The 25,141-nt window shown below is 63.5% G+C and carries 18 protein-coding genes and 1 tRNA gene; 13 read left to right on the forward strand and 6 right to left on the reverse strand.

The genetic code is table 11. The features are described from left to right. The first annotated feature begins 1 nt into the window (after position 1). Entirely contained in the window at positions 2-364 is a 363-nt protein-coding gene (locus ACW4QM_RS05790; protein ID WP_114540106.1) for a guanylate cyclase, read from the forward strand. 35 nt (positions 365-399) lie between these two features. Here ACW4QM_RS05790 and ACW4QM_RS05795 read toward each other — a convergent pair. Then, positions 400-490, reverse strand: a tRNA-Ser gene (locus tag ACW4QM_RS05795). 323 nt (positions 491-813) lie between these two features. Between ACW4QM_RS05795 and ACW4QM_RS05800 the strand changes: the two genes are divergently transcribed. Beyond that, positions 814-2,241 carry a response regulator transcription factor gene (locus tag ACW4QM_RS05800; protein WP_173114679.1) on the forward strand — a complete coding sequence of 476 codons (1,428 nt, stop codon included), beginning with the start codon at positions 814-816 and terminating at the stop codon, positions 2,239-2,241. An 85-nt stretch (positions 2,242-2,326) separates the two neighbouring features. Here ACW4QM_RS05800 and ACW4QM_RS05805 read toward each other — a convergent pair whose 3' ends face one another. Beyond that, the gene (locus ACW4QM_RS05805) at positions 2,327-3,904 is read right to left on the reverse strand and encodes an FAD-dependent oxidoreductase (protein WP_114548579.1); all 1,578 of its coding nucleotides are present in this window, start codon (positions 3,902-3,904) and stop codon (positions 2,327-2,329) included. 264 nt (positions 3,905-4,168) lie between these two features. Between ACW4QM_RS05805 and purB the strand changes: the two genes are divergently transcribed. Continuing rightward, entirely contained in the window at positions 4,169-5,518 is a 1,350-nt protein-coding gene (gene purB, locus ACW4QM_RS05810) for an adenylosuccinate lyase (protein WP_455798268.1), read from the forward strand. A gap of 87 nt (positions 5,519-5,605) precedes the next feature. Here the strand turns inward: purB and ACW4QM_RS05815 are convergent, their stop codons facing one another. Together ACW4QM_RS05815 and ACW4QM_RS05820 are read right to left on the reverse strand one after the other, a co-directional pair. Then, positions 5,606-6,514, reverse strand: coding sequence for a TlpA family protein disulfide reductase (locus ACW4QM_RS05815; RefSeq protein ID WP_418914684.1), 909 nt, complete (start codon positions 6,512-6,514; stop codon positions 5,606-5,608). A gap of 36 nt (positions 6,515-6,550) precedes the next feature. Continuing rightward, positions 6,551-7,213, reverse strand: coding sequence for a cytochrome c biogenesis CcdA family protein (locus ACW4QM_RS05820; protein ID WP_114540111.1), 663 nt, complete (start codon positions 7,211-7,213; stop codon positions 6,551-6,553). A gap of 248 nt (positions 7,214-7,461) precedes the next feature. On the opposite strand from ACW4QM_RS05820, the gene ACW4QM_RS05825 reads away from it, so the two are divergent. After that, on the forward strand, positions 7,462-8,712 hold the full coding sequence (locus ACW4QM_RS05825) for a glycoside hydrolase family 3 N-terminal domain-containing protein (RefSeq protein ID WP_181815520.1): 1,251 nt from the start codon (positions 7,462-7,464) through the stop codon (positions 8,710-8,712). A 222-nt stretch (positions 8,713-8,934) separates the two neighbouring features. On the opposite strand, the gene ACW4QM_RS05830 is transcribed toward ACW4QM_RS05825, so the two are convergent. Then, a complete protein-coding gene (locus ACW4QM_RS05830; protein ID WP_114540113.1) occupies positions 8,935-10,344 on the reverse strand; it encodes a twin-arginine translocation signal domain-containing protein in 1,410 nt (469 codons plus the stop codon). Positions 10,345-10,523: 179 nt separating this feature from the next. Between ACW4QM_RS05830 and ACW4QM_RS05835 the strand changes: the two genes are divergently transcribed. The 5 genes from ACW4QM_RS05835 (at position 10,524) to ACW4QM_RS05855 (ending at position 19,218) form a co-directional block, all read left to right on the forward strand. Then, entirely contained in the window at positions 10,524-11,234 is a 711-nt protein-coding gene (locus ACW4QM_RS05835) for a response regulator transcription factor (protein ID WP_114540114.1), read from the forward strand. A 75-nt stretch (positions 11,235-11,309) separates the two neighbouring features. Next, positions 11,310-12,872: a sensor histidine kinase gene (locus tag ACW4QM_RS05840; RefSeq protein ID WP_114540115.1), complete on the forward strand. Its 1,563-nt coding sequence runs from the start codon at positions 11,310-11,312 to the stop codon at positions 12,870-12,872. Between the two features lie 605 nt (positions 12,873-13,477). Further along, positions 13,478-14,359, forward strand: a complete 882-nt coding sequence (locus ACW4QM_RS05845) for a phosphoribosylaminoimidazolesuccinocarboxamide synthase (protein WP_114548581.1) — start codon at positions 13,478-13,480, stop codon at positions 14,357-14,359. A gap of 123 nt (positions 14,360-14,482) precedes the next feature. Then, positions 14,483-15,214 carry a hypothetical protein gene (locus ACW4QM_RS05850; protein WP_455798269.1) on the forward strand — a complete coding sequence of 244 codons (732 nt, stop codon included), beginning with the start codon at positions 14,483-14,485 and terminating at the stop codon, positions 15,212-15,214. Between the two features lie 161 nt (positions 15,215-15,375). Next, a complete protein-coding gene (locus ACW4QM_RS05855; protein WP_227069468.1) occupies positions 15,376-19,218 on the forward strand; it encodes a phosphoribosylformylglycinamidine synthase in 3,843 nt (1,280 codons plus the stop codon). Between the two features lie 968 nt (positions 19,219-20,186). On the opposite strand, the gene murB is transcribed toward ACW4QM_RS05855, so the two are convergent. Next, the gene (gene murB, locus ACW4QM_RS05860; protein ID WP_114548584.1) at positions 20,187-21,107 is read right to left on the reverse strand and encodes a UDP-N-acetylmuramate dehydrogenase; all 921 of its coding nucleotides are present in this window, start codon (positions 21,105-21,107) and stop codon (positions 20,187-20,189) included. 434 nt (positions 21,108-21,541) lie between these two features. On the opposite strand from murB, the gene ACW4QM_RS05865 reads away from it, so the two are divergent. Genes ACW4QM_RS05865 through rsgA form a run of 4 tightly spaced genes read left to right on the forward strand, consistent with a single transcriptional unit; the run spans position 21,542 to position 25,075 of the window. Further along, positions 21,542-21,673, forward strand: a complete 132-nt coding sequence (locus ACW4QM_RS05865) for a hypothetical protein (protein WP_256156164.1) — start codon at positions 21,542-21,544, stop codon at positions 21,671-21,673. Positions 21,674-21,684: 11 nt separating this feature from the next. After that, the gene (locus tag ACW4QM_RS05870; RefSeq protein ID WP_114548585.1) at positions 21,685-23,205 is read left to right on the forward strand and encodes a TrkH family potassium uptake protein; all 1,521 of its coding nucleotides are present in this window, start codon (positions 21,685-21,687) and stop codon (positions 23,203-23,205) included. Further along, entirely contained in the window at positions 23,202-24,059 is an 858-nt protein-coding gene (locus tag ACW4QM_RS05875; protein ID WP_114540122.1) for a hypothetical protein, read from the forward strand. The genes ACW4QM_RS05870 and ACW4QM_RS05875 overlap by 4 nt, the downstream gene beginning before the upstream one ends. Then, positions 24,059-25,075, forward strand: a complete 1,017-nt coding sequence (rsgA, locus tag ACW4QM_RS05880; protein WP_114540123.1) for a ribosome small subunit-dependent GTPase A — start codon at positions 24,059-24,061, stop codon at positions 25,073-25,075. Before ACW4QM_RS05875 ends, rsgA begins: the two co-directional genes overlap by 1 nt. Positions 25,076-25,141 lie beyond the last annotated feature (66 nt).

Below are 25,141 nucleotides of genomic sequence, written 5' to 3' on the forward strand. Positions count from 1 at the left end.
CATGGGTTTTCTCGCTCGCCTGTCCCGCGTCGTCCCTTTGCTCATCGTCATGGCGGTGGCGGCGGGGCTCATCTACGTGGTGGTCACGTACCGCCATTCTCCGGCTCGCGCCAAAGAGGTGCTCATCAAAATCTTCACCTGGTTCAACGGCGTCGTCGTCGGCTTTTTCGCCCTGGTGTCGGTGTACGCCTTTTTCGACGATGCTCCGGCGGTGCTCGACCTCTCGCTCAGCTTCATGATCGTGGGTCTTGTCGGCCTCCTCATCACCCGCATCGCCAACTGGCGCTTTCTCAAGCACAACCCCAACTACCGCAAAAAGCGCCTCGCCGCCACCACCCGCCGTCGCTGGCCATGGGGGAAATAAAAAACTCCCTGTAGGGAGTTCGAGAAAAGGCAAAGTGGCGGAGGAGTAGGGATTCGAACCCTAGATGCCCTTGTGGGGCATACTCACTTAGCAGGCGAGCACCTTCGGCCTCTCGGTCACTCCTCCGCGTAACAATGCATCTTACCCGAGCGCTCCGGTTTCTGCAATGAAAATATTCCTCGTTGCTCAAAGAATCCTGCTGATTTGCGCAGGTTCGCGCAGGTTTGCGCACATTGGCGCGTCCTTTTGCGGCTTTTCGAAAGGGCCTCAAAAGAGTCGATGCTGTGAAAGCGCTCAAGGCTCATCGAGCTTACTCTGTGTTGTTGCCAGTATAATGGGGCGAGACGTTTCCGCTGAAGGCGGTCTGGTCAGCCAAAATGCCGACTATGCGCCAGTATCTGCAGTGTCGAACCGTGGAAAGAGTATCGTGCACGGCAAAGAGGGAGCAAATGAGGGATCGCATCAAAACGTACGTGGGGGTTCTTCGAGATAACACTGCCATTGTCGCCTCGGTCGCACTGTTCTTTCTCTGGCTGGGGATTACCTTTCAGGTGCCTGACTTCGCTGTCGACGGGACTTTTGAACCCGGCCTCGTGGCCCCTTGGATCGTTGTCGCTTTCTGCTACGCCCTGGGGTACCTCGTTGCCGTTCTGTGGTACCGCAAAATCGCGTCTCTTTTTCTGCGGAGAAGATTCCTCGTTCTTGTGTGCCTTGTTATGGCAGCAGGTGTAACGATAGATATCGCATCTTCGTGGAACACCGATTTCTTTGGATCTGTTTCCAGGGTCGCCTACGTCGGGTCGATTCTGATGTGTCTCGGCACAACCCTGATTGTGGTCATGACGGCTTCGATTGTCGCTCAAATCGGTGCGCGAAACACTTTGCTTGTTTCTGTTGCCGGAATGCTTGTCGCGGCAACGCTTATGGTTGCCTTGGGCTTTATGGGAGTATGGGGCAAAGACATTGCTCGCCTTTTTGTTCCGCTGGCGATGATCCCCGTTAACTTGCTGGTTTTCAAAGGGATGCCTCTGAGGCAGGTCTTTATGCGCGGGCTTAATAAAAATACCGCATGGCCGCACAAGCTTTTAGCAACATCAGCGCTGCATGGGGCTGTTTTCGGGTTTTATATCGTTGCTTATTCGGCGCTTGGCGTCGAAGGCTCGCACATTGCCTTTAACGGGGTGTGCTACGGAATAGCGGCGGTCGTCCTAGGCGTCATGATGGTGGCTGCGCAAACGGACTTCAACCACCTCATTTACCACCGGGCATTTCCTGCCATGGCTTTCGGGATGCTTCTCATTTGCGTTTGCGCCGAAGCGTCCGTTTTGGGCGTAGGTATTGTTGCGGCTGGCTATGCGTTCCTCCATCTTATTATGTGCGGAGTCTGCTCGTATCTCTCGAAGCAGTTCGATTTGCCGGCGCCGTGGGTCATTTCGCTGACGACGTTGTTTTTCGTAGGGGGCCAGGTGATAGGTGCTGGGGCAACGACGCTATCCCTTTGGCTGGAGGCGCCGATCGGCGATGTTGCCGCCTGTGCCATCTTTGTGCTTCTCATTGGATCTCTCGGTCTTTCGGGGATCAGAAACGTACGGTTTGGCTGGGGCGTCGTTCGTCCCAGCACCGATACGAGTACGGCCACGCCCCAGGAATTTGCCGTGCAATATCTGGCATTGGACGCGGGCCTCACATCGCGGGAGATGGAGATAGCGCTTTGCCTTGCTGAAGGCAAAAAGCGGAAGCAAATCGCTGACGAGCTTTGCGTATCCGACCAAACGGTGAAAACTCATGTGAGTCACATCTATACGAAGCTCGGTATTCACTCAAAGGAAGAGCTGATCGAACTCGTTCGCGAAAGGGCCTCTTCTTTCGAAGAGTAAAGGCCCGCGACCAGGCCGTGGGAGGGAAGGGCTCGGTCGCGGGCGAGAGGGGAGGGCGATTTGCCGTCGGGTGCTTATCGGGCGGCTAGCTGTTGATGTACTTGGCCGCTTGCTGCGCCGCAACGCGTCCGGAGTTCACTTGATGGCCGAAGGCGGTACCCGGAATGTTGATGGTGTACACGCTCGCGTAGTGGTTGTTGCCCTCGTTGCCAATAGCGTACAGGCCGGGGATGGGCTGCTTGTCGATGTCCCAAACGCGCTGGAACTTATCCACTTTCAAACCGCCCGTGGCGAAGTAGAACACATAACTCATGCGGCCGATGTAGAACGGGGGCTGCTCTACGGGAATCAGGAGGGAGGGATCTTTGAGGAAGTCCTTATCGGCTCCCGCCTTGCAGCTTTCGTTATAGCGGGCCACGGCGTTTTTGAAGTTCTCCGGATCCATGTCGAAATGCTGGGCGAGGTCGGCCAGATCGTTGGAAGAGTAGAGGCTGTATCCGTTGTCGGATGTTATGGACTCTTCGAACATGGCCTGCGCCTCGGGCGTCGTGCCGAAGAACGTGTCGTAAATGTTCTGGTCGAAGACGCAGTAGGTCGCCGCATTGCGCTTTGTGGCGATACTGGCCGAGGAGGGAGCCATTACCGAAGTGGTGTCCTCACGCACGAATCGATCACCGGTCTCGTTGACCCACATAATGGGGCCGCCCGTTGCGATACCGCCCAACCCGTTGATAGGGTTGTACGGATCGGCCTTGTAATCAGTGACGGGGAAGGCGGGGATAGTGGGGCAAATACTCTGCGAAGCGTTGGCAAGGTCGTCGATTGCCCCAACCGCAGTAGCCATATTGAATCCATCGCCCGTTCCATTCAGGCCCAGGCAAACCATGTCGTCGGTGTTCCACCCTTGGCGCTTGATGATGTCGGGGTTGCCGCAAAAACCACCCGTAGCCAAGATGACGGCTTTCGCATTGATGAGAATTTCACCATCTTGACCAATGGCGTACAAGCCGCAAACCGCGCCGCTATCATCTAGTATGAGTTCATTCGCTGTCGTATTGTAGCGAACCTCTACCCCCAGTTCCTCGGCCCGCTTAGTCATCTGGGGCACGTAGCCCTTGGAGCAGCTGCCTTCCTTGAACCAATGGAAGGTATGCAGAAGGCCCGTGTAATAGTTATCCACCGTTCCGTTGTACTCCACCCCCTGCTCCAGGCACCAGTCGATGTTGGCCGCCGAGCTTTCGCAGAATTCGACCCACTCGGCGCCGTTGGGCCGGTACTGCAGCATCTCCATCTGAGCGGCAATGACTTCAGCGGGAGTGATCTCTTCGATCCCTGCGGCTTTCTGCATGGAAGAATTGATGGCGAACATGCCCTCGACGCCCAGGGCGTTTCCGCCTGATTCGGCGTTCTTCTCGATGACCAGGCAGTTGGTGTCGTCGAGTGCCGCTTGAACAGCGCAAGCAAGCCCCGAGCCGCCGAGGCCGACGATGAGGAGGTCGGTGTCGATGGTCTCGACGACTTCCTTCGGCGCAGTTCCTGTTTCGGCGACCTCCTTTGCGGGTTCTGCCTGGGGCGCGCATCCGCTCAGGGCCATGACCCCCAGCGCGCTTGCTGCGGCAGCTCCCGAGAGAAACGATCGGCGAGAAAGATTGATGGAACGCATGCTGAACCCTCCTAAAGTTAGCGTGGTAGGCAGCCGTTGTCGTGCGCTGCCTCGAACGATGCAAGATGGTAGGAGGCGCCACGGCCTCGCGAATCGCCCACCGAGATTGAATTCCCCGAAATTTGGCGACTCACCCACAACTCACCCACGGATTAACTGGGGATGTCGGGGGTTCGCGCGGGCGGTTTTTGGTAATCTACGCAATAAGGAAAACGCGCAGGCCGCTGGGGCGTCCGCGCACATTGCCAGGGAAAGGAAACGCGCATGATCGGTCGCTACACTCGTCCGGAAATGGGTCGCATCTGGGAACTTGAGAACAAATTCGCCATTTGGAAGGAGATCGAGGTTCTGGCCTGCGAGGCCCAGGCCGAGCTCGGCCAGGCGGGCATCACGCGCGAGGAGGCCCAGTGGATCCGCGACCACGCCGACTTCACCGTTGAGGAGATCGACGAGATTGAGAAAGTGACGAATCACGACGTCATCGCGTTCACCACCTGTATGGCGGGCTACATCGACGCCGACATCCCCGAGGGCGAAGACAAGCCTTCCCGCTGGGTGCACTACGGCATGACCTCCTCCGACCTGGGCGACACGGCCCTGTCCTATCAGGTCACGCAGGCTTGCGACATCATCATCGACGACATCAAGCGTTTCGGCGAGACCTGCAAGCGCCGCGCCTTCGAGTTTCAGAACACCCTGTGCGTCGGTCGCACCCACGGCATTCACGCCGAGCCCATGACCTTCGGCATGAAGTTCGGCAGCTGGGCCTGGGCCTTGAAGCGCGCCCTCACGCGCATGGAGGAGGCCCGCGCCGTGGCCGCCACCGGCGCTATTTCCGGCGCGGTGGGCACCTACTCTTCCATCGATCCCTTTGTGGAAACCTACGTGTGCGAGAAGCTGGGCCTCACGCCCGATCCGCTGTCCACCCAGGTGCTCGCTCGCGACCGCCACGCCCAGGTGATGGCCGCGCTGGCCGTGACCGCCTCCACGCTTGAGTCCATCGCCATGCAGGTGCGCCTGCTGCAACAGTCCGACGTCATCGAGGCGGAAGAGCCGTTCGCCAAGGGGCAGAAGGGCTCCTCGGCCATGCCCCACAAGCGCAATCCCATCACGGCCGAGCGCGTTTGTGGCCTCGCCCGCGTGGTGAAGGCGAACGCCCAGGTGGCCTTCGACAATGTGGCCCTGTGGTTCGAGCGCGACATCTCGCACTCCGGCGCCGAGCGCGTGGTGCTGGCCGACAGTTTCACGGCGCTCGATTACATGTTCGGGAAGATGCAGTGGATGCTCGACGGCCTGCAGACCTACCCGGCCAAGATGGAGCACAACCTGTGGCGCACGAAGGGCCTCATCTTCTCCAGCAAGGTGCTGCTGGCGCTCGTGGACGCGGGCATCTCCCGCGAGGACGCCTACGTTATCGTGCAGCGCAACGCCATGAAGGTGTGGGAGGACATCCAGAACGCCGTGGACGGCCCCACCTACCGCGAGCGCTTGGAAGCTGACGACGAGGCCATGGCCCTGCTTAGCCAGGAGAAGCTGGACGAGGTCTTCGACCCCTGGGACTTCCTCACCCGCAAGGACGTGGTCTTCGACCGCCTGCAGGAGCTGGAGTTCTAGTCGGGTATCGGCATACCTATATGGAAGGCCCCTGGCGCTGATTGTGCTAGGGGCCTTCTTTGTACGAACAAATGCTGAAAGAGGCGTCTACTGCGCAGCGGGGGCAGCGGTGTCGCCGGCGAGCATGTCGATGCCCTGGGCGATTACTGAGGCATCCATGGCGCCCATGTAGGCGCCGATGATGTTGCCCTCGGCGTTGATCAGGTAGGTCTGCGGGATAGAGCTCACTCCGAAGGCCGTGGCCGCCGAGTTGTTGGCGTCGAAGTAGCACGGGAACGTGTAGTTGTTCTCGGCGAGGAAGACCTTGGCGGACTGCTCGGTCTCGCCGTTCATGTCGGTCATGTTCACGATGACGAACTCGACGTCGTTGCCGTGTTCTTCCCAGGCAGACTGGATGTCGGGCATCTCGCTGGCGCAGGGGCCGCACCAGCTGGCCCAGAAGTTCAGCAGCACCGGCTTGCCTTTGAAGTCGGCCAGAGTGAGGGTCGCTCCATCCGCGTCGGTCATGGTGAAGTCCGGGGCCGGGGTGGTGGCTGCGTTGGCGCCGTTGCCGTCACCGGTATCGTCGGAAACGTCGGCGTCGGCGGTGGCATCTACCTCGGTTTCTTGGACGGCATCGGTGCCGGTAACTTCTATCTGCTTGTCATCGACCGTCGGCGCCAGGACGCTGTAGGCCACGCCCGCGCCGATGAGCAGCACGGCAAAGACGACGGCGGCCACAATGACGCCGACGTGTTTCTTGCGGTCGGCCTTCTCTCCTTCGGGGGTGGCAGCGTTGGCTTTCTCCTCTGCTTCCAAAGCCGCCAAGCGCTCGCCGATGACCTCGCCTCGCTGCTCGGCTGCCGAAGATTCAGTTGCCGCGGGGGTCGCGCTTGCCGTTGCCGGAGCGCCCTTCGTCGTTGCTTGTCCGCCAGCATCGGGAGTCTGCTCGTCGGCCGCGATCTCCGTCTCAACCGGAGTTCCGGCGTCGGTCGGCGTCTTCTCGTTCTCGCTCATGTTCGAACCTTTCTCCTTCGGGCCCGGTTCCACCGGCTAGCTCAGCAGGCGCAAGAAGCCGCCGAGCAGCCCCGTCGCCATGAGCACGCCCACGGCGACCAGAAACCAGCCGCATACCTTGTTAATGATATCGTAATGTTGCTTGATGACGGCAAAAGCGCCCTTCAGCTTGTCGATGAGCACGGCAGCCGCCACGAACGGAATACCGAGGCCGGCCGAGTAGCACAGAAGCAGGATAACGCCCTGCGCCACCGATGCCTGCTGCGAGGCCAGCATGAGCGCCGAGCCGAGGAACGCCCCCACGCACGGCGTCCATCCGATGGAGAAGATGACGCCGAACAGCACCGAGGAGAAGAATCCCAGCTGTCGTCCCGCCAGCGGGTTCTTCGCGCCGTGGAAGAGGTTGATCTTGATGATGCCGAGAAAGTACAGTCCGAAGGCGATGACCACCAGGCCGCACACCACGTTGACGGCACTTTGATACTCGATGAAGAACGCGCCCACCGACGAAGCCAAAGCTCCCATAGCGATGAACACGCACGTGAAGCCGAGCACAAAGCCGAGGGCGTTGCGCAGCACCACTGAAGTGCGCACCTCCTCGCCGGCGGCGAAGTAGGTGACGTAGATGGGAATCATGGGAAGCAGGCACGGCGACACGAAGGTGATGATGCCCTCCAGAAAGGTGATGAGATAGGTCACAAATCCTCCTCCTGCTTCGATCGCCGTTTTGCGATATCTCGCATTATTCCCTATTTGCGAGCGGCGTGCCTCCGTCTTCACAGAAAGTGAAGTGACCGTTACGTGCTTCGGCATCGTGCGGTGGCCCGTTGCCGCAAGGCGTTCCTGGCGCTATGCTGGTGGGCGTAAGTGAAATTGCGAGTGCGTGCGCGGTTGGCTCGAAGGGACTGCGTCGTTCGAGGGGATCGCGTTGTTCGAAGGGAAGTAGTGTGACTGTTCTGGTTGATTCCATCACCCGCCGCCGTTTTGTCTGGCTGGCGGCTTTGGCCGGCGGAAGCCTAGCGTTGAGCGGCTGCGCGGGCGACGGATCGAACGGGACGGGCGGACCGACCGGGGTGGACGGTTCGGGCGGCGAAGGCGCTGGTGACGGTCAGAACCCCGAAGCCGCCGCAGTCGCCGCGCGTGCTGCTGTGGACGAGCGCATCGGCGCCATGACGCTCGAGCAGAAGGTGGCCCAGCTGTTTATCGTGACGCCGGAAGCGCTGGTGGAAGGCGTGTCGCAAGTCACTCAGGCCGGCGACATGACTCGCGAGGGAGTAACGGCCCATCCCGTGGGCGGCATCGTCTACTTCGCTCAGAACTTGCTCGACCCCGAGCAGACGACGACCATGCTCGCGAACGTCAAGCAGTTCTACGCCGACGCCGGAAACGTGGCACCCTTCATTGCTGTCGATGAAGAGGGCGGCACCGTCGTGCGCGTCGCCGACAATGAGGCCTTCGGGGCTCAAGATGTGGGCGACGCCTCGGCCCTCGGCAGCGCCGGCGACACCGAGGCGGCCAAGCGCGCCGCCGAGCAGATCGCCGACTACCTGATGCCCCTTGGATTCAACCTGGATTTCGCTCCCGTGGCCGATGTGGTGGATCCCCTGCGCAGTGACACCATGGGCCTGCGTTCGTTCTCGAGCGACGCCGCCGTGGCCGCCGACATGGTGCGGGCCGAGGTGGAGGGCTTCCGCGACAAGAAGATGCTCTGCTGTGCCAAGCACTTCCCGGGCATTGGCGCGGCGGCCGGTGATTCCCACGAGGGCGCTATCACCATCGAGGCGACCAACGAGGAGTTGGAAACGGTGGACCTCGTGCCCTTCCGCGCGGCCATCGAAGCGGGGGTGCCCATGATCATGGTGGGACACGTGAGTCTGCCGAACATCGTCGGCGACAGCACGCCGGCCCCGCTCAGCTCGGCCGTCGTTCAGGGCATGCTGCGCGATTCTCTCGGGTACACGGGCATCATCGTCACCGACTCGCTTTCCATGGGCGCCATCACCGACTACTACACCCCGGCGGAAGCGGCGGTCGCGGCACTTAAGGCCGGCTGCGACATCCCGCTCATGCCTGAGCGCCTCGACGAGGCCTACCAGGGGGTGTTGAGCGCGGTGCAAGTGGGCGAGCTGACTGAAGAGCGCCTCGACGAGTCCCTCACCCGCATCCTTACCGCCAAACAGGAGTACTTCGGGTTGTAACAGCGATCGGGACGGGAGGGCCCCCGTGAAGCCCGCTGCGCGCTTTGTCCTCCTGCGAACGCGGCAAAAGAAACAGCGGAAGGAACGCACATAGGCCGGTACTATCCCGGCATCGTTGCTGCTGAAGTGGAAGCTGTTTCTTAACGGCCGCGTTCTTCGGAGGGCGCGCAGAGGTCTTCACGGGAGCCCTCCCGTCCCGATCGCGGACAAGCTAGAGCGCCCTTACGCCGCCGGTTCCCAAATGCGGACGAGGCAGTGCTTCTGCTGCTCGCCGCCGATGGGGGTGTAGTCCACGTTGCAATAAGTGACGGCCCGCGTGCCTACGTGCGTCGAGGCGAGGAAATCGTTGTAGTCGCCCGACCCCTCCTCGAGGGGCAGTTGCGCATAGCGCCGTCCCGCCAAATCGACGGCCACCACGAAGCTGCCGCCGCGCACCATGAGCCAGTCGCCGCACCAGCACGGTGCGGAAAGCGGGTTCGCCGCGAAATGGAACCAAGGTACCGCGCTGTAGGCCTCGGTGCCGGGATTGGCGCAGGCGACGGGAAGGTACGGTGCGGCATCGTCCGCCTCATCCGTCTCCGCAGCCGTCTCTTCCGCGTTGGCCGCCGTGAGCGAGACCGCCTCGGGAGCTTCCATAGGCAGGTAGGTGCCCAAATTCGCGATGCCCTCTCCGTAGTTGTAGATGCCGTCGAAGGCGAAGCTGAAGCCGGTCTTACCCCAGCTGCACTCCATGGGTCGCATGGATGAGGGCAAAACGCAGGCGTCGGTGACCTCGCCGGTGGCGGCGTCCAAGTGCGTGAGCTGGTAGTAGGTGCCGCTCGTGCGGGCACGGGGGGCCAAGGTGAGGCTGTCGCCGCAGGAGGTGGGCGCGCAGGCCATGCGCCCTTGGGAGGCATATACCATCTGGACGTTGGCCGTGCCGAAGGCAGCACGCTTAAGGAGGGAGTCCTCTACGCGCGCGTTGCCGTCCAGTTGCGGAAGACGCTGCCAGAAGGCGAAAGCGCCGGCCACGGCCAAGGTGGGCATCTCCCAGTTCACGTCGCCCTCGTCGAGCAGCTGCGGCTCGCCCAACGTCGTGCCGGAAAGCGGCGCCGCGTACACGCGCCAAAGGCTGTCCAAAATGTCGGCCTCGGTCCAGATGACGCCGGCGGCATTGGCGCGCACGTCGTAAATCTCGAAGCCTTCGGCCTCGCCCACGGCGTGCTCGAGGATAGTGGTGCACTCGGCGGAGACCAGATCGAGCAGCCCCACCTCGGCCAGGGGCTTGGCGGTTTCCGTGGGAAGCAAGCAGGCGGCGACGGCGTCGTCGCTGCACCAGACGAGCGTGCCGAAGGGCAGCTTCGCCGAGCCGGCAAGCGTGACGGCGTCCTCGTAGCTTTCCATCTTTTCCAGGGAGCTCTGGGCCGTAACGGCGCCTTCGGGCACCTTCAAGGTTTTCAGGGCATCGTCATCGTTGGAGCGACCGGCAGCCCAAGCGGCCCCGCCGCCCACGGCGGCCAATGCAGCCACGCCGGCCACGCCGTAAAGAAAGTGACGGCGCGTCAGCAGAAGCTCATGGCCCCCGGGCAGGGAGAGGGATGTGGGTTGTTTTGTAGCAACGCGCCGCGTGGGCGCGGATCTTCTCTGTGGCATGGGGCTATTGTGTCATTTCGCATACACCTCGGCGACCGTATGGAGCCAAACGCTACAATAAACGCAAACACGACTACCGGGCTGATATATGTGCCAGCTGCAGATAAAATAGCAGGTCAACACAGATTTAAGCTTGGGCATCCTAGAAACTGCAAGCGAGTATGCAAGGAGCACATTCCATGAGCAACGAAACGCGACGCATTCTTCTGGTTGAAGATGAGAAGGCCATCCGCGATGCGGTGACCGCCTACCTCGAGCGCGAGAACTACTGGGTGACCGCCGTCGGTGACGGCCAGGACGCCCTGGAGGAGTTCCAGAAGCACCATTTCGATCTGGTCATTTTGGACCTCATGCTGCCCCGCGTGCCGGGCGAGCGCGTCTGCCGCGTCATCCGCGACACGTCGGATGTGCCCATCATCATGCTCACGGCCAAGGGCGAGGTGGAGGACCGCATCATCGGTCTGGAGCTGGGCGCCGACGACTACCTCGTGAAGCCCTTCAGTCCCCGCGAGCTGGTGGCCCGCGCCCGCGCCCTGCTGCGCCGCGTGCACGCCGATTCCGAGCCCCAGCGCGAGGTGCTGGAGTTCGGCGAGCTGACCATCGACGTCTCCGGTCACAAGGTGCTCGTCTCCGGCGAGGAGATCGACCTGACAGCCAGCGAGTTCAAGCTGCTCACCACGCTGTCCCGCTACCCCGGTCGCGTGTACAGCCGCATGGAGCTCGTGGAGAAGGTGCTCGGCTACGACTTCGAGGGCTACGAGCGCACCATCGACTCCCATGTGAAGAACCTGCGCGCCAAGATCGGCGACAACCCGCGCAACCCGAAGTGGCTCCACACCGTGCACGGCGTGGGCTACCGCTTCGAGGATCCCACCAAGAACGGCCAGTAATCGCCCGTTCATTTCGCGTACTTGCCGCCGGAGCCGCTCGGCTTTGGTGTCCGCCGTCTGCTTCGAAGGAGTTCCATGACCGAGACGGAAGCAAAACCGCGCATTCTGGAAACCGCTGAAGAGGTCGCCCCACCGGCGGCCTCTTCGCCTTCTCCGGAACGCAAGAAGGAAAAGAAGCACCTGCGTTGGTCGAACCTGTCCTATACGACCCGCGTGACCTTGGCCTTCGCCCTCATCGCCGCCATGACCGCCCTTGTGGCCATCGGCGTGGTCTCCTTTGTGTGGGAGCAGCATTTCCGCACCTACACGGCCGACAACATGCAGACGCTCTGCGAGACCACGGCGAACCGCATCGCGGCCATTTACGAGGAGACCGGCGATTTGTGGAATCCCGAGACCACCCGCCCGGCCGCCCAGGCCACCGAGCTCACGAGCGGTGTGGGCGTGCGGGTGATCGACTTGAAGGGGAGCACCGTTTTCGACTCCTCCGTCATCATCGACGAGCAGCAGGGCGACGTGTTCACGTCCTTCGCACCTCAGGACCGCTCGCAGGCGGCCACGGCTTCCATCGTGCTTCCCGATGGCGAGAAAGTGGGCACCGTGCGCCTGTGGGTCTACGGCTCTGAGGCCCTTATGCGCCAGCCCGACCAGGAGTTCCGCGATAACTCCTACCAGGCTATGTTCATCGCCGGCGGTGTGGCCATCGTGCTTGCTTCCTGCATCGGCTTCCTCTTCGCGCGCAACCTGGTGTCACCGATCAACCGCATCATGAAGACGGCCCGGGCCATCGGCGACGGCGATCTGTCGGCTCGCACCAAGCTGACCGGCGAGGACGAGGTGGCGCGCCTCGGCGAGACCTTCGACGTCATGGCCGAGTCGGTGGAGAAGGACCGCGATTTGGAGCGGCGCCTCACCACCGATGTTGCCCACGAGCTGCGCACCCCGCTCATGGCCATCCAGGCCACGGTGGAGGCCATGATCGATGGCGTCTACGAGGCCGATGAGGAGCGCCTGGTCACCGTGAATTCCGAGATCCAGCGCCTGTCGCGGCTGGTGAATGCGCTGTTGAAGCTGTCTCGTCTGGAAAACCGCGGCGAGCCCATGAAGGAGGAGGTCGTCAACGTCGGCGAGCTCATCTCTGGCATCGTCGCCACCCACGAGATGTTCGTGTCCGATTCCGGCCTCACCTTGGAGTACGACGCCGAGCCCGACGTTATGGTAGTGGGCGACGCTGATATGATCCGCCAGGCCACGGCCAACCTCATCTCCAATGCCGTGCGCTACACGCCGGAGGGCGGCCACATCACGGTGTCGGTGCAGAAGGGCGACATCATGGCCTCCATCGCCGTGCGCGACACCGGCATCGGCCTTACTAAGGAAGAGGCCCGCATGGTGTTCTCGCGCTTCTGGCGCGCCGACGCCGGTCGCAACCGCGAGAGCGGCGGCCTTGGCGTGGGCCTGGCCGTGGTGAAGGAGATCGTCGACCGCCACGGCGGCTGGGTGCAGGTGGAAGGTGAGAAGGGCAAGGGCGCCTGCTTCACCATCCATATCCCGTTGTACGACGAAGACGCCTCCAAGCACCGCCGCAACTCCAAGAAGCGTACCGGCCACAAAAAGCCCGCGAAAGCAAGCCGATAGGAGAAGGTGCCCTTCGGCGTTCTGCAAGTTTTGCGGCCTCGAAGCAACGTCGCGGCGATCCGGATGGCGCGATTTACGGCATTGCTGGGCGCCTGACGATCGAGATGGACAAAAACGGGTAGCTAGCTGCGAGCTAGCCCCTGGGATGGTAACGTTTTGGCCGAAAAGGGGTCGTTAACTGCGAGCTAGCCCTGCGGTGGACACGTATTGGACAAAAACGGGTAGCTAGCTGCGAGTTGCCCCCTGTGCTGGCCCCGTTTTGGCCAAAAAAGGACCGCTAGCTGCATTTGGTGCGCGCGCGTCCATGTTCTCGTCGATTGCCGCGTCTTCTGACCAGGCGAAACGCGAAACGGATGGAGGGCTTTTTGCTGGCCGGACAATCAATGGCCAGAAATGGTGCGCCGACTGACAGTTAATGGGTACTTTTTGGCCATTTCGAACAGAAGGGGTATCGTGCCGTTCTCTGTGAAGCGACGGTGCGAGGGCCGTATTTGTGCCATAATGTCCGATACGCGAAAAGCGCTTGGGTACCTGCGCTCGAACGGCGTCCGTTGGGCGGTGTTCGAGCGGAGCGGCAGCCGGGCCATCAAGGAGAAAGGGCACTCATGGCGGGAATCGACATTACTCCCGACGCGCAGGGCAAGGTGCGCGATCTGTACGATTTGGGCGACAGGCTGCTGCTCGTGGCCACCGACCGCATCTCGGCCTTCGACTACATTCTGGAAGACGAGATCCCCTACAAGGGCCAGGTGCTCACCCAGCTCTCCAAGTTCTGGTTCGATCTGCTCGACGGCGTCGTGGAGAACCACCTCATCTCCACCGACGTGGCCGACCTGCCCGAGGAGTTCCAGCCCTACGCCGACTATCTGCGCGGTCGCTTCATGCTAGTGAAGAAGGCCGACATGTTCCCCGCCGAGTGCATCGTGCGCGGGTATCTGGCTGGCAGCGGCCTGAAGGAGTACAACCGCGAGGGCACCGTCTGCGGCATAGAGCTGCCCCAAGGCCTCGTGAACTCCTCGAAGCTGCCCGAGCCCATCTTCACCCCCTCCACCAAGGCCGAGATTGGCGACCACGACGAGAACATCTCCTTCGAGCGCCTTACGGAAATCCTCGGGGAAGAGGATGCCACGGCCCTGCGCGACTTGGCGTTGAAGGTGTACACCACCGCCGCCGACCACGCGGCCGAGCGCGGGGTTATCATCGCCGACACGAAGTTCGAGTTCGGCCGTCTCGGTGACACCATCATCTTGGCCGACGAGGTACTCACCCCCGACTCCTCGCGCTTCTGGCCCGGCGATACCTACGAGGAGGGCAAGGACCAGCCCAGCTTCGACAAGCAGTTCGTCCGCGATTGGCTGACGGCCCATTGGGACAAGACCGGGAACCCGCCGCGCCTTCCCCAGGAGATCATCGACGCCACGTCCGCGAAGTACATTCAGGCTTACGAGACCATCACCGGCAAGAAGTTCGACCCCGCGACGTTCTAGCGCCGCCCGCCCGCAAAACCCGCCGTCATTCTGAGCGAGCGGAGCGAGTCGAAAAATCTCGCGAGATCTTTCGACTTCGGCCTTTCGGCCTGCGCTCAAGATGACGTGAACTGAAGGAGAGAGATGTCCCAACGCAACCCCATGAACGAACGCTACACCTCCGAGGAGCGCACCGGCACAACGCGCAAGTCGGCCGCCTCGGCCAAGCCCAAGGCCAAGGCCGCCGCCTCGGTCACCGTGAAATCGGCGAAGAAGACGCCCGAGCAGCGCAAGGCCGAGGAGAAGGCCGCCCGCAAGGCCGCCGCCGCCAAGCAGCGCGAGGTGGAGCGCAAGTACTACAAGCCCGACACGCCGCGCTACAAGCGTCTGCGCCTCATCTGGTGGATCCTGCTCATCGCGGCCATCGGCTGCACGACCTTGAGCTTCGTCGGCCAGCAGTCGCTGCCGCCTCAGGTGGCGGTTGTGACGCTCATCTTGGCCTACGTGTTCATCATCGCCGCTTTCGTGCTCGATTTTTGGAAGATCAAGAAGGAGCGCGTGGCCTACCAGGAGCGCATGCTGGCGCTTGAGGAGAAGAACGCCAAGGCCGAGAAGCAGGCGCGCCGCGTGCAGCAGGCCAAGCAGGTGAAGGCGAAGGGGTCGGGGAAGAACCAGAACCGCCATGCGGCCCAGAAGAAGGCTGGCGAGGCCGATGGGGATGCCGATGCCGCCGATGCCGGCGAGTCCGACGAGCCTCCGGTGAAGCCGGCCCGCCGCGGCCTGTTCGGCAGCGGCTTCCATCTGTCGAACCGTGAGAAGATGCAAGCCGAGAAGAAGGCCGCCAAAGAGGCCGAAAAAGCTCAAAAAACCGAGTAGCACCTACCGTAGGGGGCGACCTCGGTCGCCCCTTCTCAAGTGAGGTGACTCCACTTGGTGAGGAGCGACCGAGGTCGCCCCGTACGGGGGGGTCAGTTGAACTAAGGTCCACCCCTATGGAAAAGTTCGAGCGCTCATTCCTTGAAGAGAGAGGCACATCCATGGTATCTCGCGTCTATGTTGAGAAGAAGCCCGGGTTTGATGGCGAGGCTCGCGCCCTGGCAGCCGAGCTGCGCGACATCGTCGGCATTTCGGGGCTGACCGGCGTGCGCCTGGTGAACCGCTACGACGTGGAAGGCGCGAGCGAGGAGCTGTTCGCCGCCTGCGTGCCCACGGTGTTCTCCGAGCCGCAGTCCGACACCGCCACCTACGACCTGCCCGATGCCCCCGGCGCGGCCGTGTTCGCCGTGGAGTACCTGCCCGGCCAGTTCGACCAGCGCGCCGACTCGGCGAGCGAGTGCATCCAGCTCATCAGCCAGGGCGAGCGCCCGGATGTTCGCTCGGCAGTGGTGTATTACCTGGAAGGCAACCTGACCGACGCTGACGTGGAAGCCGTGAAGCGCTACGTTATCAATCCGGTGGAGGCTCGCGAAGCGTCGCTTGAGCCTCGCGACACCCTGGCCATGGCCTTCGAGCGCCCGGCCGACGTGGAGGTCATCGAGGGCTTCACCGCCTTTTCCGATGACGAGCTGGCCCGCTTCATCGACGAGCGCGGCCTGGCCATGGATCTGGCCGACATCCAGTTCTGCCGCGCCTACTTCGCTGAAGAGGGCCGCGATCCTTCCATCACTGAGATCAAGATGATCGACACCTACTGGTCGGACCACTGCCGCCACACCACCTTCGGCACCGTGCTCGATGACGTGGAAATCGCCGACGCCAACGTGCAGGCCGCCTTCGACCGCTATCTGGAGCTGCGCCACGAGCTCGGCCGCGATGAGAAGCCGGTCTGCCTCATGGACATGGGCACCATCGGCGCGAAGTGGCTGAAGAAAGAGGGCATTCTCACCGGGCTCGACGAGTCCGAGGAGATCAACGCTTGCACCATCAAGTGCAAGGTGGATGTCGATGGCGAGGAGCAGGACTGGCTGTACCTCTTTAAGAACGAGACCCACAACCACCCCACCGAGATCGAGCCCTTCGGCGGCGCGGCCACCTGCGTGGGCGGTGCCATCCGCGACCCCCTCTCGGGCCGCTCCTACGTGTACCAGGCCATGCGCGTCACGGGCGCGGCCGACCCCACGGTGCCCGTGGCCGATACCATTCCCGGCAAGCTGCCCCAGCGCAAGCTCGTGACCACGGCGGCGGCCGGTTACTCCTCTTACGGCAACCAGATCGGCCTGGCTACGGGCCAGGTGCATGAGCTGTACCACCCCGGCTACGCCGCCAAGCGCATGGAAATCGGCGCGGTGGTGGGCGCTACGCCGGCCGATCACGTGCGTCGCGAGACGCCGGCGCCGGGGGATGTGGTGGTGCTTCTCGGCGGCCGCACGGGCCGCGACGGCATCGGCGGCGCCACAGGCTCTTCCAAGGCCCATTCCGTGGAATCTTTGGAAAGCTGCGGGGCCGAGGTGCAGAAGGGCAACGCGCCGGTGGAGCGCAAGATCCAGCGCCTGTTCCGCCGCGGGGATGCCTGCCGCATGATCAAGCGCTGCAACGACTTCGGCGCCGGCGGCGTGTCGGTGGCTATTGGCGAGTTGGCCGACGGTCTGGACATCAATCTGGACGCCGTGCCCAAGAAGTACGACGGGCTCGATGGCACGGAGCTTGCCATTTCCGAGTCGCAGGAGCGCATGGCCGTGGCGCTGGCGCCTGAGGACGTGGACGCCTTCATCGCGCTGGCCCACGAGGAAAATCTGGAGGCCACGCCGGTGGCCGTAGTCACGGAAGAACCGCGCGTGCGCATGCATTGGCGCGGCGACACCATCGTGGACGTGAGCCGCGAGTTTCTCGCGAGCAACGGCGCGCCGAAGCATGCGGCGGTGGCCGTGCCCGCGCCGGCCGACGAGAGCTTCGCCGAAAGCGCCTGCGACCGCGCTTTCGAGGCGACAAGCGAGCTGACCGACCCCGTGGTGGACGCCGTGTGCGACGCCGACTCGCTGGAAGTGTCCCTCGCGGCGCTCATGGGCGACATCAACCGCGCCTCGAACAAGGGCCTTGTGGAGCGCTTCGACTCCACCATCGGCGCGGCCACGGTGCTCATGCCCTTCGGCGGCGCGCGCCAGCTCACCCCGGCGCTCGCCATGGTGGCGAAGCTGCCGGTGCTCGGCGGCAAGACCACGACGGTCTCGGGCCTGTCCTGGGGCTTCAACCCGTATCTTTCGTCCTACGACCCCTATGCTGGTGCCTACATGGCCGTGCTCGATTCCGTGGCGAAGCTCGTGGCCACCGGCTTCGAGCGGGCGAACATGTACCTCACCTTCCAAGAGTACTTCGAGAAGCTGCGCCAGGATCCCGAGCGCTGGGGCAAGCCCATGGCGGCGGTGCTCGGCGCGCTCATGGCCCAGATCGATTTCGGGGTGGGCGCCATCGGTGGCAAGGACTCTATGTCCGGCTCCTTCGAGGACTTGGATGTGCCGCCCACGCTTGTGTCCTTCGCGACGGCCATCGGTGACATCGACCGCGTCACCTCGCCGGAGCTGAAGGAAGCGGGCGACAACCTCATCTGGGTTTCCTTCGAGGACGCGCTGGCGTCGAGCGTCTGCGCCGCCTTCGACGCGGTGGAGTACCTCATCGGTGCGGGTGTCGTGCGGGCCTGCGCGAGCGGCGCCTACGGCGGCTTGGCCGAGACGCTGGTGAAGGCGGCCGTGGGCAATGGCCTGGGTATCACCGTGGACGAGGACATCGACATGGGCCAGCTGTTCGAGCCGGCCTACGGCACGTTCGTGATCGAGCTGGCCGCCGGCGAGGATGCCCAGTCCGTCGTCACGCGTTTGGAAGATGCCGGGCTCGACGCCAACGTGGATGTGGTGGCACTCGGTCAGGTGACCAGCGCTTACGAGCTGGCGTGCGACGGCCAAGTGGCCGATCTCGCCGTGGTTCAGGAGGCGTGGGAACGCGGCAGCGGGATTGAAAGCGTGTTCCCGTACCGCACCTCGCCGGAAGAGCGCGCAGCGGCCGAGACGGTGCCCGCCATCAGCTTCGAAGGGGAGGCGGCCCCGGCCTACCACGGCCCGGCGCTGCTGGGCGACGCCTCCGGTGCTCCGCGCGTGGTCATTCCGGTGTTCCCCGGCAACAACTGCGAGTACGACTCCGCTGCCGCCTTCGAGCGGGCCGGCGCCGTGCCCACCGTGTACGTGGTGAACAACCTGACGCCCAAGGCGGTGGCCGAATCCACCGCCGAGCTGGCGCGTCTTATTCGGGCGTCCCAGATTGTCATGATTCCCGGAGGTTTCTCCGGCGGCGACGAGCCCGACGGCTCCGCGAAGTTCATCACGGCCTTCTTCCGCGCCCCGGAGGTCACCGAGGCGGTGCGCGATTTGCTGCAGGCGCGCGACGGCCTCATGCTCGGCATCTGCAACGGTTTCCAGGCGCTCGTGAAGCTGGGCCTGGTGCCCTTCGGCGACATCCGTCCCATGGACGCCGATTGCGCCACCCTCACCTTCAACAACATCGGCCGTCACCAGAGCACGCTCGTGCGAACGCGCGTGGCCAGCACGATGTCCCCCTGGATGAGCCGCATGGAAGTGGGCGAGATGCACACGGTGGCCATCAGCCACGGCGAGGGGCGCTTCGTGGCGCCGCAGCCTCTGCTGGATTCCATGATTGCGAACGGACAAGTTGCCACTCAGTACGTGGACGCCGCGGGGCAGCCTTCCATGGATTTGGCGGTGAACCCCAACGGGTCGGTGCTCGCCATCGAGGGCATCACGAGCCCCGACGGCCACGTGCTCGGCAAGATGGGTCACACGGAACGCGCCGGCGCGGGCCTGTACAAGAACACCTTCGGCAACACCTACCAGCCCCTCTTCGAAGGCGGTGTCGACTACTTCCGCACGAAGTAGTTACTGCCACGCGAGGTAGTTGCCGCTGCATGAGGTGGCTGCTCGGGAGGGTGGCGTGCGACCGCCCGTCGGTGGGACCGGGGGTTTGATGCCCGAAAACAACAAGGGCGACGTCAGGAACGGAAGTTTGGTACCTGGTGTCGCCCTTTTTGCGGCCAACTTGCGGAGTTTGGCATCGAATGGTGCCAAGTTTGGCAGTTTGGTACCCTGCCTTGGTCAAATTGCGAAGTTTGGTACCTGAAAACTTGCACGTACGAATTTCTGACCTGGTGTTTCTTCGGAGTCGAGGTACCAAACTGCGGTTTTTGGCCGAATTCGGGGTACCAAACTTCCGATCCTGGAAGAGGGCAGGTGCCATATCGCGGATCTTGTCCGAGAAAGATGGATACCGGTTCATCGGGCGGTAGGGCTGTGGTTGTGGTCTCCTTGTCGACGGCGCCAGATGGATCGTCGAGGTCGTCGCGCGGCACTGCCCCGGGGTCGAGTGCGCTGTGGATCCGCTCTATGTGGTGCAGTGGGTGACCGACGTGCTCGACGAGACCCGCAGGGAGGCGTGGCGCGGCTGCGAAGGCTGAGGGTTCTCGCCTGGGCCTACCTTCTGCACCGCCGCTGCCGCAAAGCCGCCGCCGAAGACCGCAGCCAGACCTTCGAAAATGTCAACGAGTGACGACGCCCCTGGCAAAAAGTCGCCCCGGGCTACGGTGTTGTATGCAGCAAACTTTGTAGTATAGAGCAAAAAAGCAGGTCATTGCTTAGCATCTATTTGTCAACATGAGCTAACACCGTAGCCCGACCCGCAAAAATGACGAAGGCGCGCAGTTGCCCTGACAAAAAAAGCGCCTCGGGCTGCGAGTTGTACTCGGGTGTGTGGCGAAAAGGCACCTCGGGCTACGGGCTGTGCTTGAAAAACGGCAAAAGAGCGCGTTGTTCTGTGGATACTCTCGGGCCCCCTGCGAATTGCTGCCAGGCTACTGCCACAGCCTCACTTCGGGCTCCAGTTCCACGCCGGTGGTCTGGCGAACGCGGCGCTGCACTTCGGCGATGAGTGCTAGCACGTCGGCGGCGGTGGCGTCGCCGGTGTTCACGACGAAGCCGGCGTGCTTCTCGGACACCTGCGCGCCGCCCACGCGCAGGCCTTGGCAGCCGGCCTCTTGGATGAGCGCCCCCGCGAAGTGGCCCTCGGGGCGCTTGAAGGTGCTGCCGGCGCTCGGCATCTCCAGCGGTTGCTTGCTCTCGCGGCGCTCGCGCAGCTCTTCCATGCGCGCGGCGATGGCGGCAGGGGAGTCGGCGCGCAACTGCAGCGTGGCCCCGAGCACCACCCAGCCCTCGCGCATCATGCGGCTGGTGCGATAGCCCCAGTTGGCTTCCGCTGCCGGCACGCTCACGATGCTCCACGAATTCCCGTCGGGCACCAGGCAGCGTACTTCCACGGCTACGTCCGAGAACTGGCCCTCGTAGGCGCCGGCGTTCATGATGGCCGCGCCTCCGACGGTGCCGGGAATGCCGCTGGCGAACTCGTAGCCTGCAAGCCCGGTATCCCGCGCCACGGCGGCCACGGCGGCGTTCGTGGCCCCGGCCGCTGCCCGCACGAGGCCGCCGGGCAGCACCTCGACGTCCGCGAAATTATCCGCCAGCAGAAGCGTCACGCCGTCAAGTCCCTCGTCGGGCGCGAGCACGTTGGAGCCGAGTCCCAGCACACGCCAGGGAACCCCGCCCGCCTCGCAAGTCGACACGACGGCCGCCACCTCGTCTTCGGAGCGCGGCGTCACGAGCCATTGCGCCGGCCCCCCAATGCGAAATGTCGTATGCTCGGCCAGGGGCTCGTCAGGACGCACATTCTGCGAACCGACGATATCCCGAAGGCTCTTCTCGAAGTCCTGGGCGTTCACGGCTTGCTCCTCCTCAGCTGGATTACGGATGCAGAGGAGGTGCGGGATGCCCTGACCGAGCAAGTTCCGCAGCGAACAGAACAGGACTGAATGTCCTGTTCTGCAGAGCGAGGACTGTCTGAGCGAATCAGGGCGTCCCGCACCTCCGGTCGGCAAAGAGTTTCAAGCCCGTGTGTTCTGGGCCGGTATCCTCCGTTTATCATGCCGTGCGGGTTACCGTTGGTGACCCGCATGGCTCATTGTACTAGAATACGCCCATGACGAAATCGCTGACATATCCGCGCGATCGCCAAAGCGCTTCCGCCCATCGTTGCTCGCGCTTCGCACCCGCTTGCGGGCTCGCATCCGCATCCGCTTTTGGGCTCGCATCCGCACCCGCCCCAGTGGCCGCCCTTGCGGATGCTTCCGCACGCACGAAAGTGGGGCGCTAGGCCATGGCGCGCAGGGTTCCCGAGGTCAAGCCCACCTCGCCGGCGGCGGCCATCGTGCTCGTGCTGCTGTTCATTGTCTGCTTCATTATCGGCCTGTGGGTGCTTATGGCGCTCACGCGCATCGTGCTCGGTTAGGGGCAAGGACTATGTGGCAGCGATTCACCCCCTACGACTTGCGCGTTATCGGGCACTACCTGGGAACGCTCCTGTTGTTCTTCGCCGCGCTCATGGCCCTTCCCTTGGCGACGGCGCTGGTCTTTCAGGAATGGGAGCCGGCGGCGCGCTACCTCGCGGCAATCGGCATCACCATGGTCGCGGGCTGCAGTCTGCGTTTTCTGCGCATCGAACCCGGACGCCTCGATCGCCGTCAGGCGCTGGCGGTGACCGGTTTCGCCTGGGTTGTTCTCGCGCTGTTCGCCTCGTTCCCTCTGTACTTCTCGGGGCATTACATGACCTACCTCGATGCCGTCTTCGATGGCGTCTCCGGCCTGACCACCACGGGCGCCTCGCTCATCGTCGATTTGGATCACCTCTCCTACGCCGACAACATGTTCCGCTTCGCTATGCATGCCCTGGGCGGTCTCGGCCTTATCGTGGTGGCGTTGTCCTTCGGGCTTTTCGGCCGCGGCGGCGGCGCGTCGCTGTTTTCGTCGGAAGGCCGCAGCGAGCACGTGGTGCCCAACGTGGTGCAGACCACCCAGTTCATTGCTCGTATTACCCTGGTCATCGTTTCTGTCGCCACGGTGATCATCACGGCGTTATGCCTGTTCATGGGCATGGAGCCCACTCGCGCCTTCCTGAACGCGCTGTGGGTGTCTACCTCCGGGTTCGTGACCGGCGGTTTCACGCCCATGCAGCTTTCCATCATGTACTACCATTCCTTCCCCCTTGAGGCGATTCTCATGGTGCTCATGATTTTGGGCTCCATCAGCTTCGTCATTCACGCCGAGGTGTGGAAGGGGCGTCCGCTCCCGTTTTTCCGAGACATCGAGACGAAGACGATGGTGCTTTGGATCGGGGTCATGGCCTTCGTCTTCACGGCCACCCTTGCCCTGTCGCCCTTCGATGACATGCTCGCCCTCTTGCGCCGCGGCCTGTTCATGATCATCTCGGCGTTCACCACGACGGGCTTTCAGGTGGTCACCACCAACCAGATCACCACCGCTTTCAGCAATGGCGCTTTCCTCACCCTGGCGTTCATCATGGCCGTTGGCGGTGCTTCCGGCTCCACGGCCGGCGGCATCAAGTTCTCGCGCATGGGCATCATCTTCAAGTCCATCGTGTCGAACGTGAAGGAGACGCTGGCACCGGATTCGGCTCGCGTCGTCGTTTCCTACAATCACGTGGGCAGGCGCACCTTGACGCCGGAAATTGTGAAAGAGGCCATGACGGTGTTCATCCTGTACGTGATCACCTACGTTATCGGCGCGCTGGTGGGCATTGCACACGGGTTCGAGGCCATTCCCGCAATCTTCGAGTCGGTGGCCATGACGTCCAACGGCGGCATCATCACGTCGGTGGCGGGGCCCGGCATGGCGGGAACTCTCGAGCTGTTCTATATCTTCCAGATGTGGGCCGGACGCTTGGAGTTCATGACGCTGTTCGCCCTTATTGTGGAAGTGGTGGCCTCCCTGGTGCCGCGGCCTCGACCGAAGGAGCGCTCATGAGGCGGCGGGGTATCGCGCTTCTGGCGATCGCGCTCGCGGCGGTTCTGGCCGCGCCGGGCCCTGTGGCTTGGGCGACGGGGGCTGCCAACGGCGCCACGACGGCTTCCTCTGATGCCGGTGTGACCAACAAGGATGTGCCGACGGACGACACGGGCGTCGTAGAGGCCGGCGAAGGCGCTGGGAACGAAGGCGCTGGAAGCGAAGGCGCGGACGGCGGCGCGGTGCAAGGCGGAGGCGCCGAGGGCGAAGGCGCGAGCGGCGGCGCGACCGAGGGCGAAAACGGGGCCGATGGCGAGGACGGCCAGGCCGTCGTCCAGCCCGCGCGTCCGAAGCTTCCCGACCCAGTCTTCGGCGAGGACGTGAGCGAGGATAACCTCGTGAACCCCCAGCAAAAGCCCGACAGCTCTTTCATCTACGATACCTCCATCTCCGCTTTGCAGGAGGCCGATTCCTACCTGAACAACCAGACGGTGCAGGTGACGGGCGAGGTCATTGGAGACCGCATTCGCGCCGAGTTCGATCCCGGGTACAGCTGGATCGTCCTGCAGGGCTCCGATAGGGCTCACTCCGAAATCCCCGTGTTCATGGACACGGAGTCCACCGAGGTCATCGATACCTACGGAGCCTACGGCCGCAAGGGCACGACGCTGCAGGTGCGCGGCACCTTCCATCTGATCTGCCCGGAGCACGAGGGGCTAACCGACCTGCACGCCGACGCGGTCACCTTCGTGGAAAAGGGGTCGGTCACCGAGCAGCCTTTTGACATCGGCGCGTTTCTGCCGGGGCTTATGCTGGTCGCCATCGGTTTCATCATGCTCATCGTGTTCCACCAGATGAGGGAGGGGCAGCGCTGATGGCCGAGGCGCGCTATCGCGGCGAAGTGGTGAAGCTGGACCGGGGGTACCCGCTCGTGCGTTTGGAAGACGGCGAGCTTCTGCGCTGCGAGCACGCGACGGCCCTGGTGAAGGGGGAGCGCCGACGGGCCGTTATCGGGGACGTCGTGGAAGTGGCGGTGCCCCCGGCGCACGATAAGGGCGTCATCGAGGCCATAGCGCCGCGCACCCGCGAGTTCGTGCGCAAGGATCCCACCGAGCGCGCCGTGCCCCAGGTGCTCGCCGCCAACTTCGAGCGGGTCATCGTGGCCCAGCCCGTGGGCGAGGTGAACCTGCGGCGCCTCGAGCGCGAGCTGGTACTGGCCTTCGAGACGGGGGCCGAGGTGACCGTCGTGCTCACCAAGGCCGATCTGGCCGACGACGCGGCCACCCGGGCCACCGTGGAGGCCGTGCAGGCTCTGGCTGCTCCCGCGGCCGATGTGCTCGTCGTGTCCGAGGACGACCCGGCATCGGTGGAGGCCGTGCGCGCGCTTCTGGCGCCGGGCACCACCACGGTGCTCATCGGGCGCTCGGGGGTGGGGAAGTCCAGCCTGGTGAACATGCTGGTGGGCGCCGAGGTCTTAAGCGTCGGCGCAGTTCGCGAGGGGGATGGCAAGGGCCGCCACACCACGGTGAGCCGCGAGATTGTGGAGGTGCCCGGCGCCGGCCGCATCGTGGATATGCCGGGCGTGCGGGGCTTGGGACTGTGGGACGCCGAAGAGGGCATCGGCGCGGCTTTTCCCGATGTGGAGGCGCTGGCCGCGCAGTGCCGCTTCCGCGACTGCACCCACCACGAGGAGCCGGGCTGCGCCGTGCGCGCGGCTGTGGAATCCAGTGAGCTGACACCGGAGCGCTACGCGTCCTACCAGGCCCTTCAACAGGAGATGGCCGCCATGCGCGATCGTCGCGAGGAGGCGCGCCGCATGAACAAGGAGAAAGTGAGCGATACCAAGCGCCGCCGCGCCGGTGCGCCCAAGGGCGGACGACGCCGGCGATAACAGGGCGCGACTGCGACAATACCCCGTGTATGGGCGGGGTGGTCTTCGCCGTGCCGGCTCGTTCCG

The organism is Adlercreutzia sp. CNCM I-6207, from assembly GCF_977072305.1.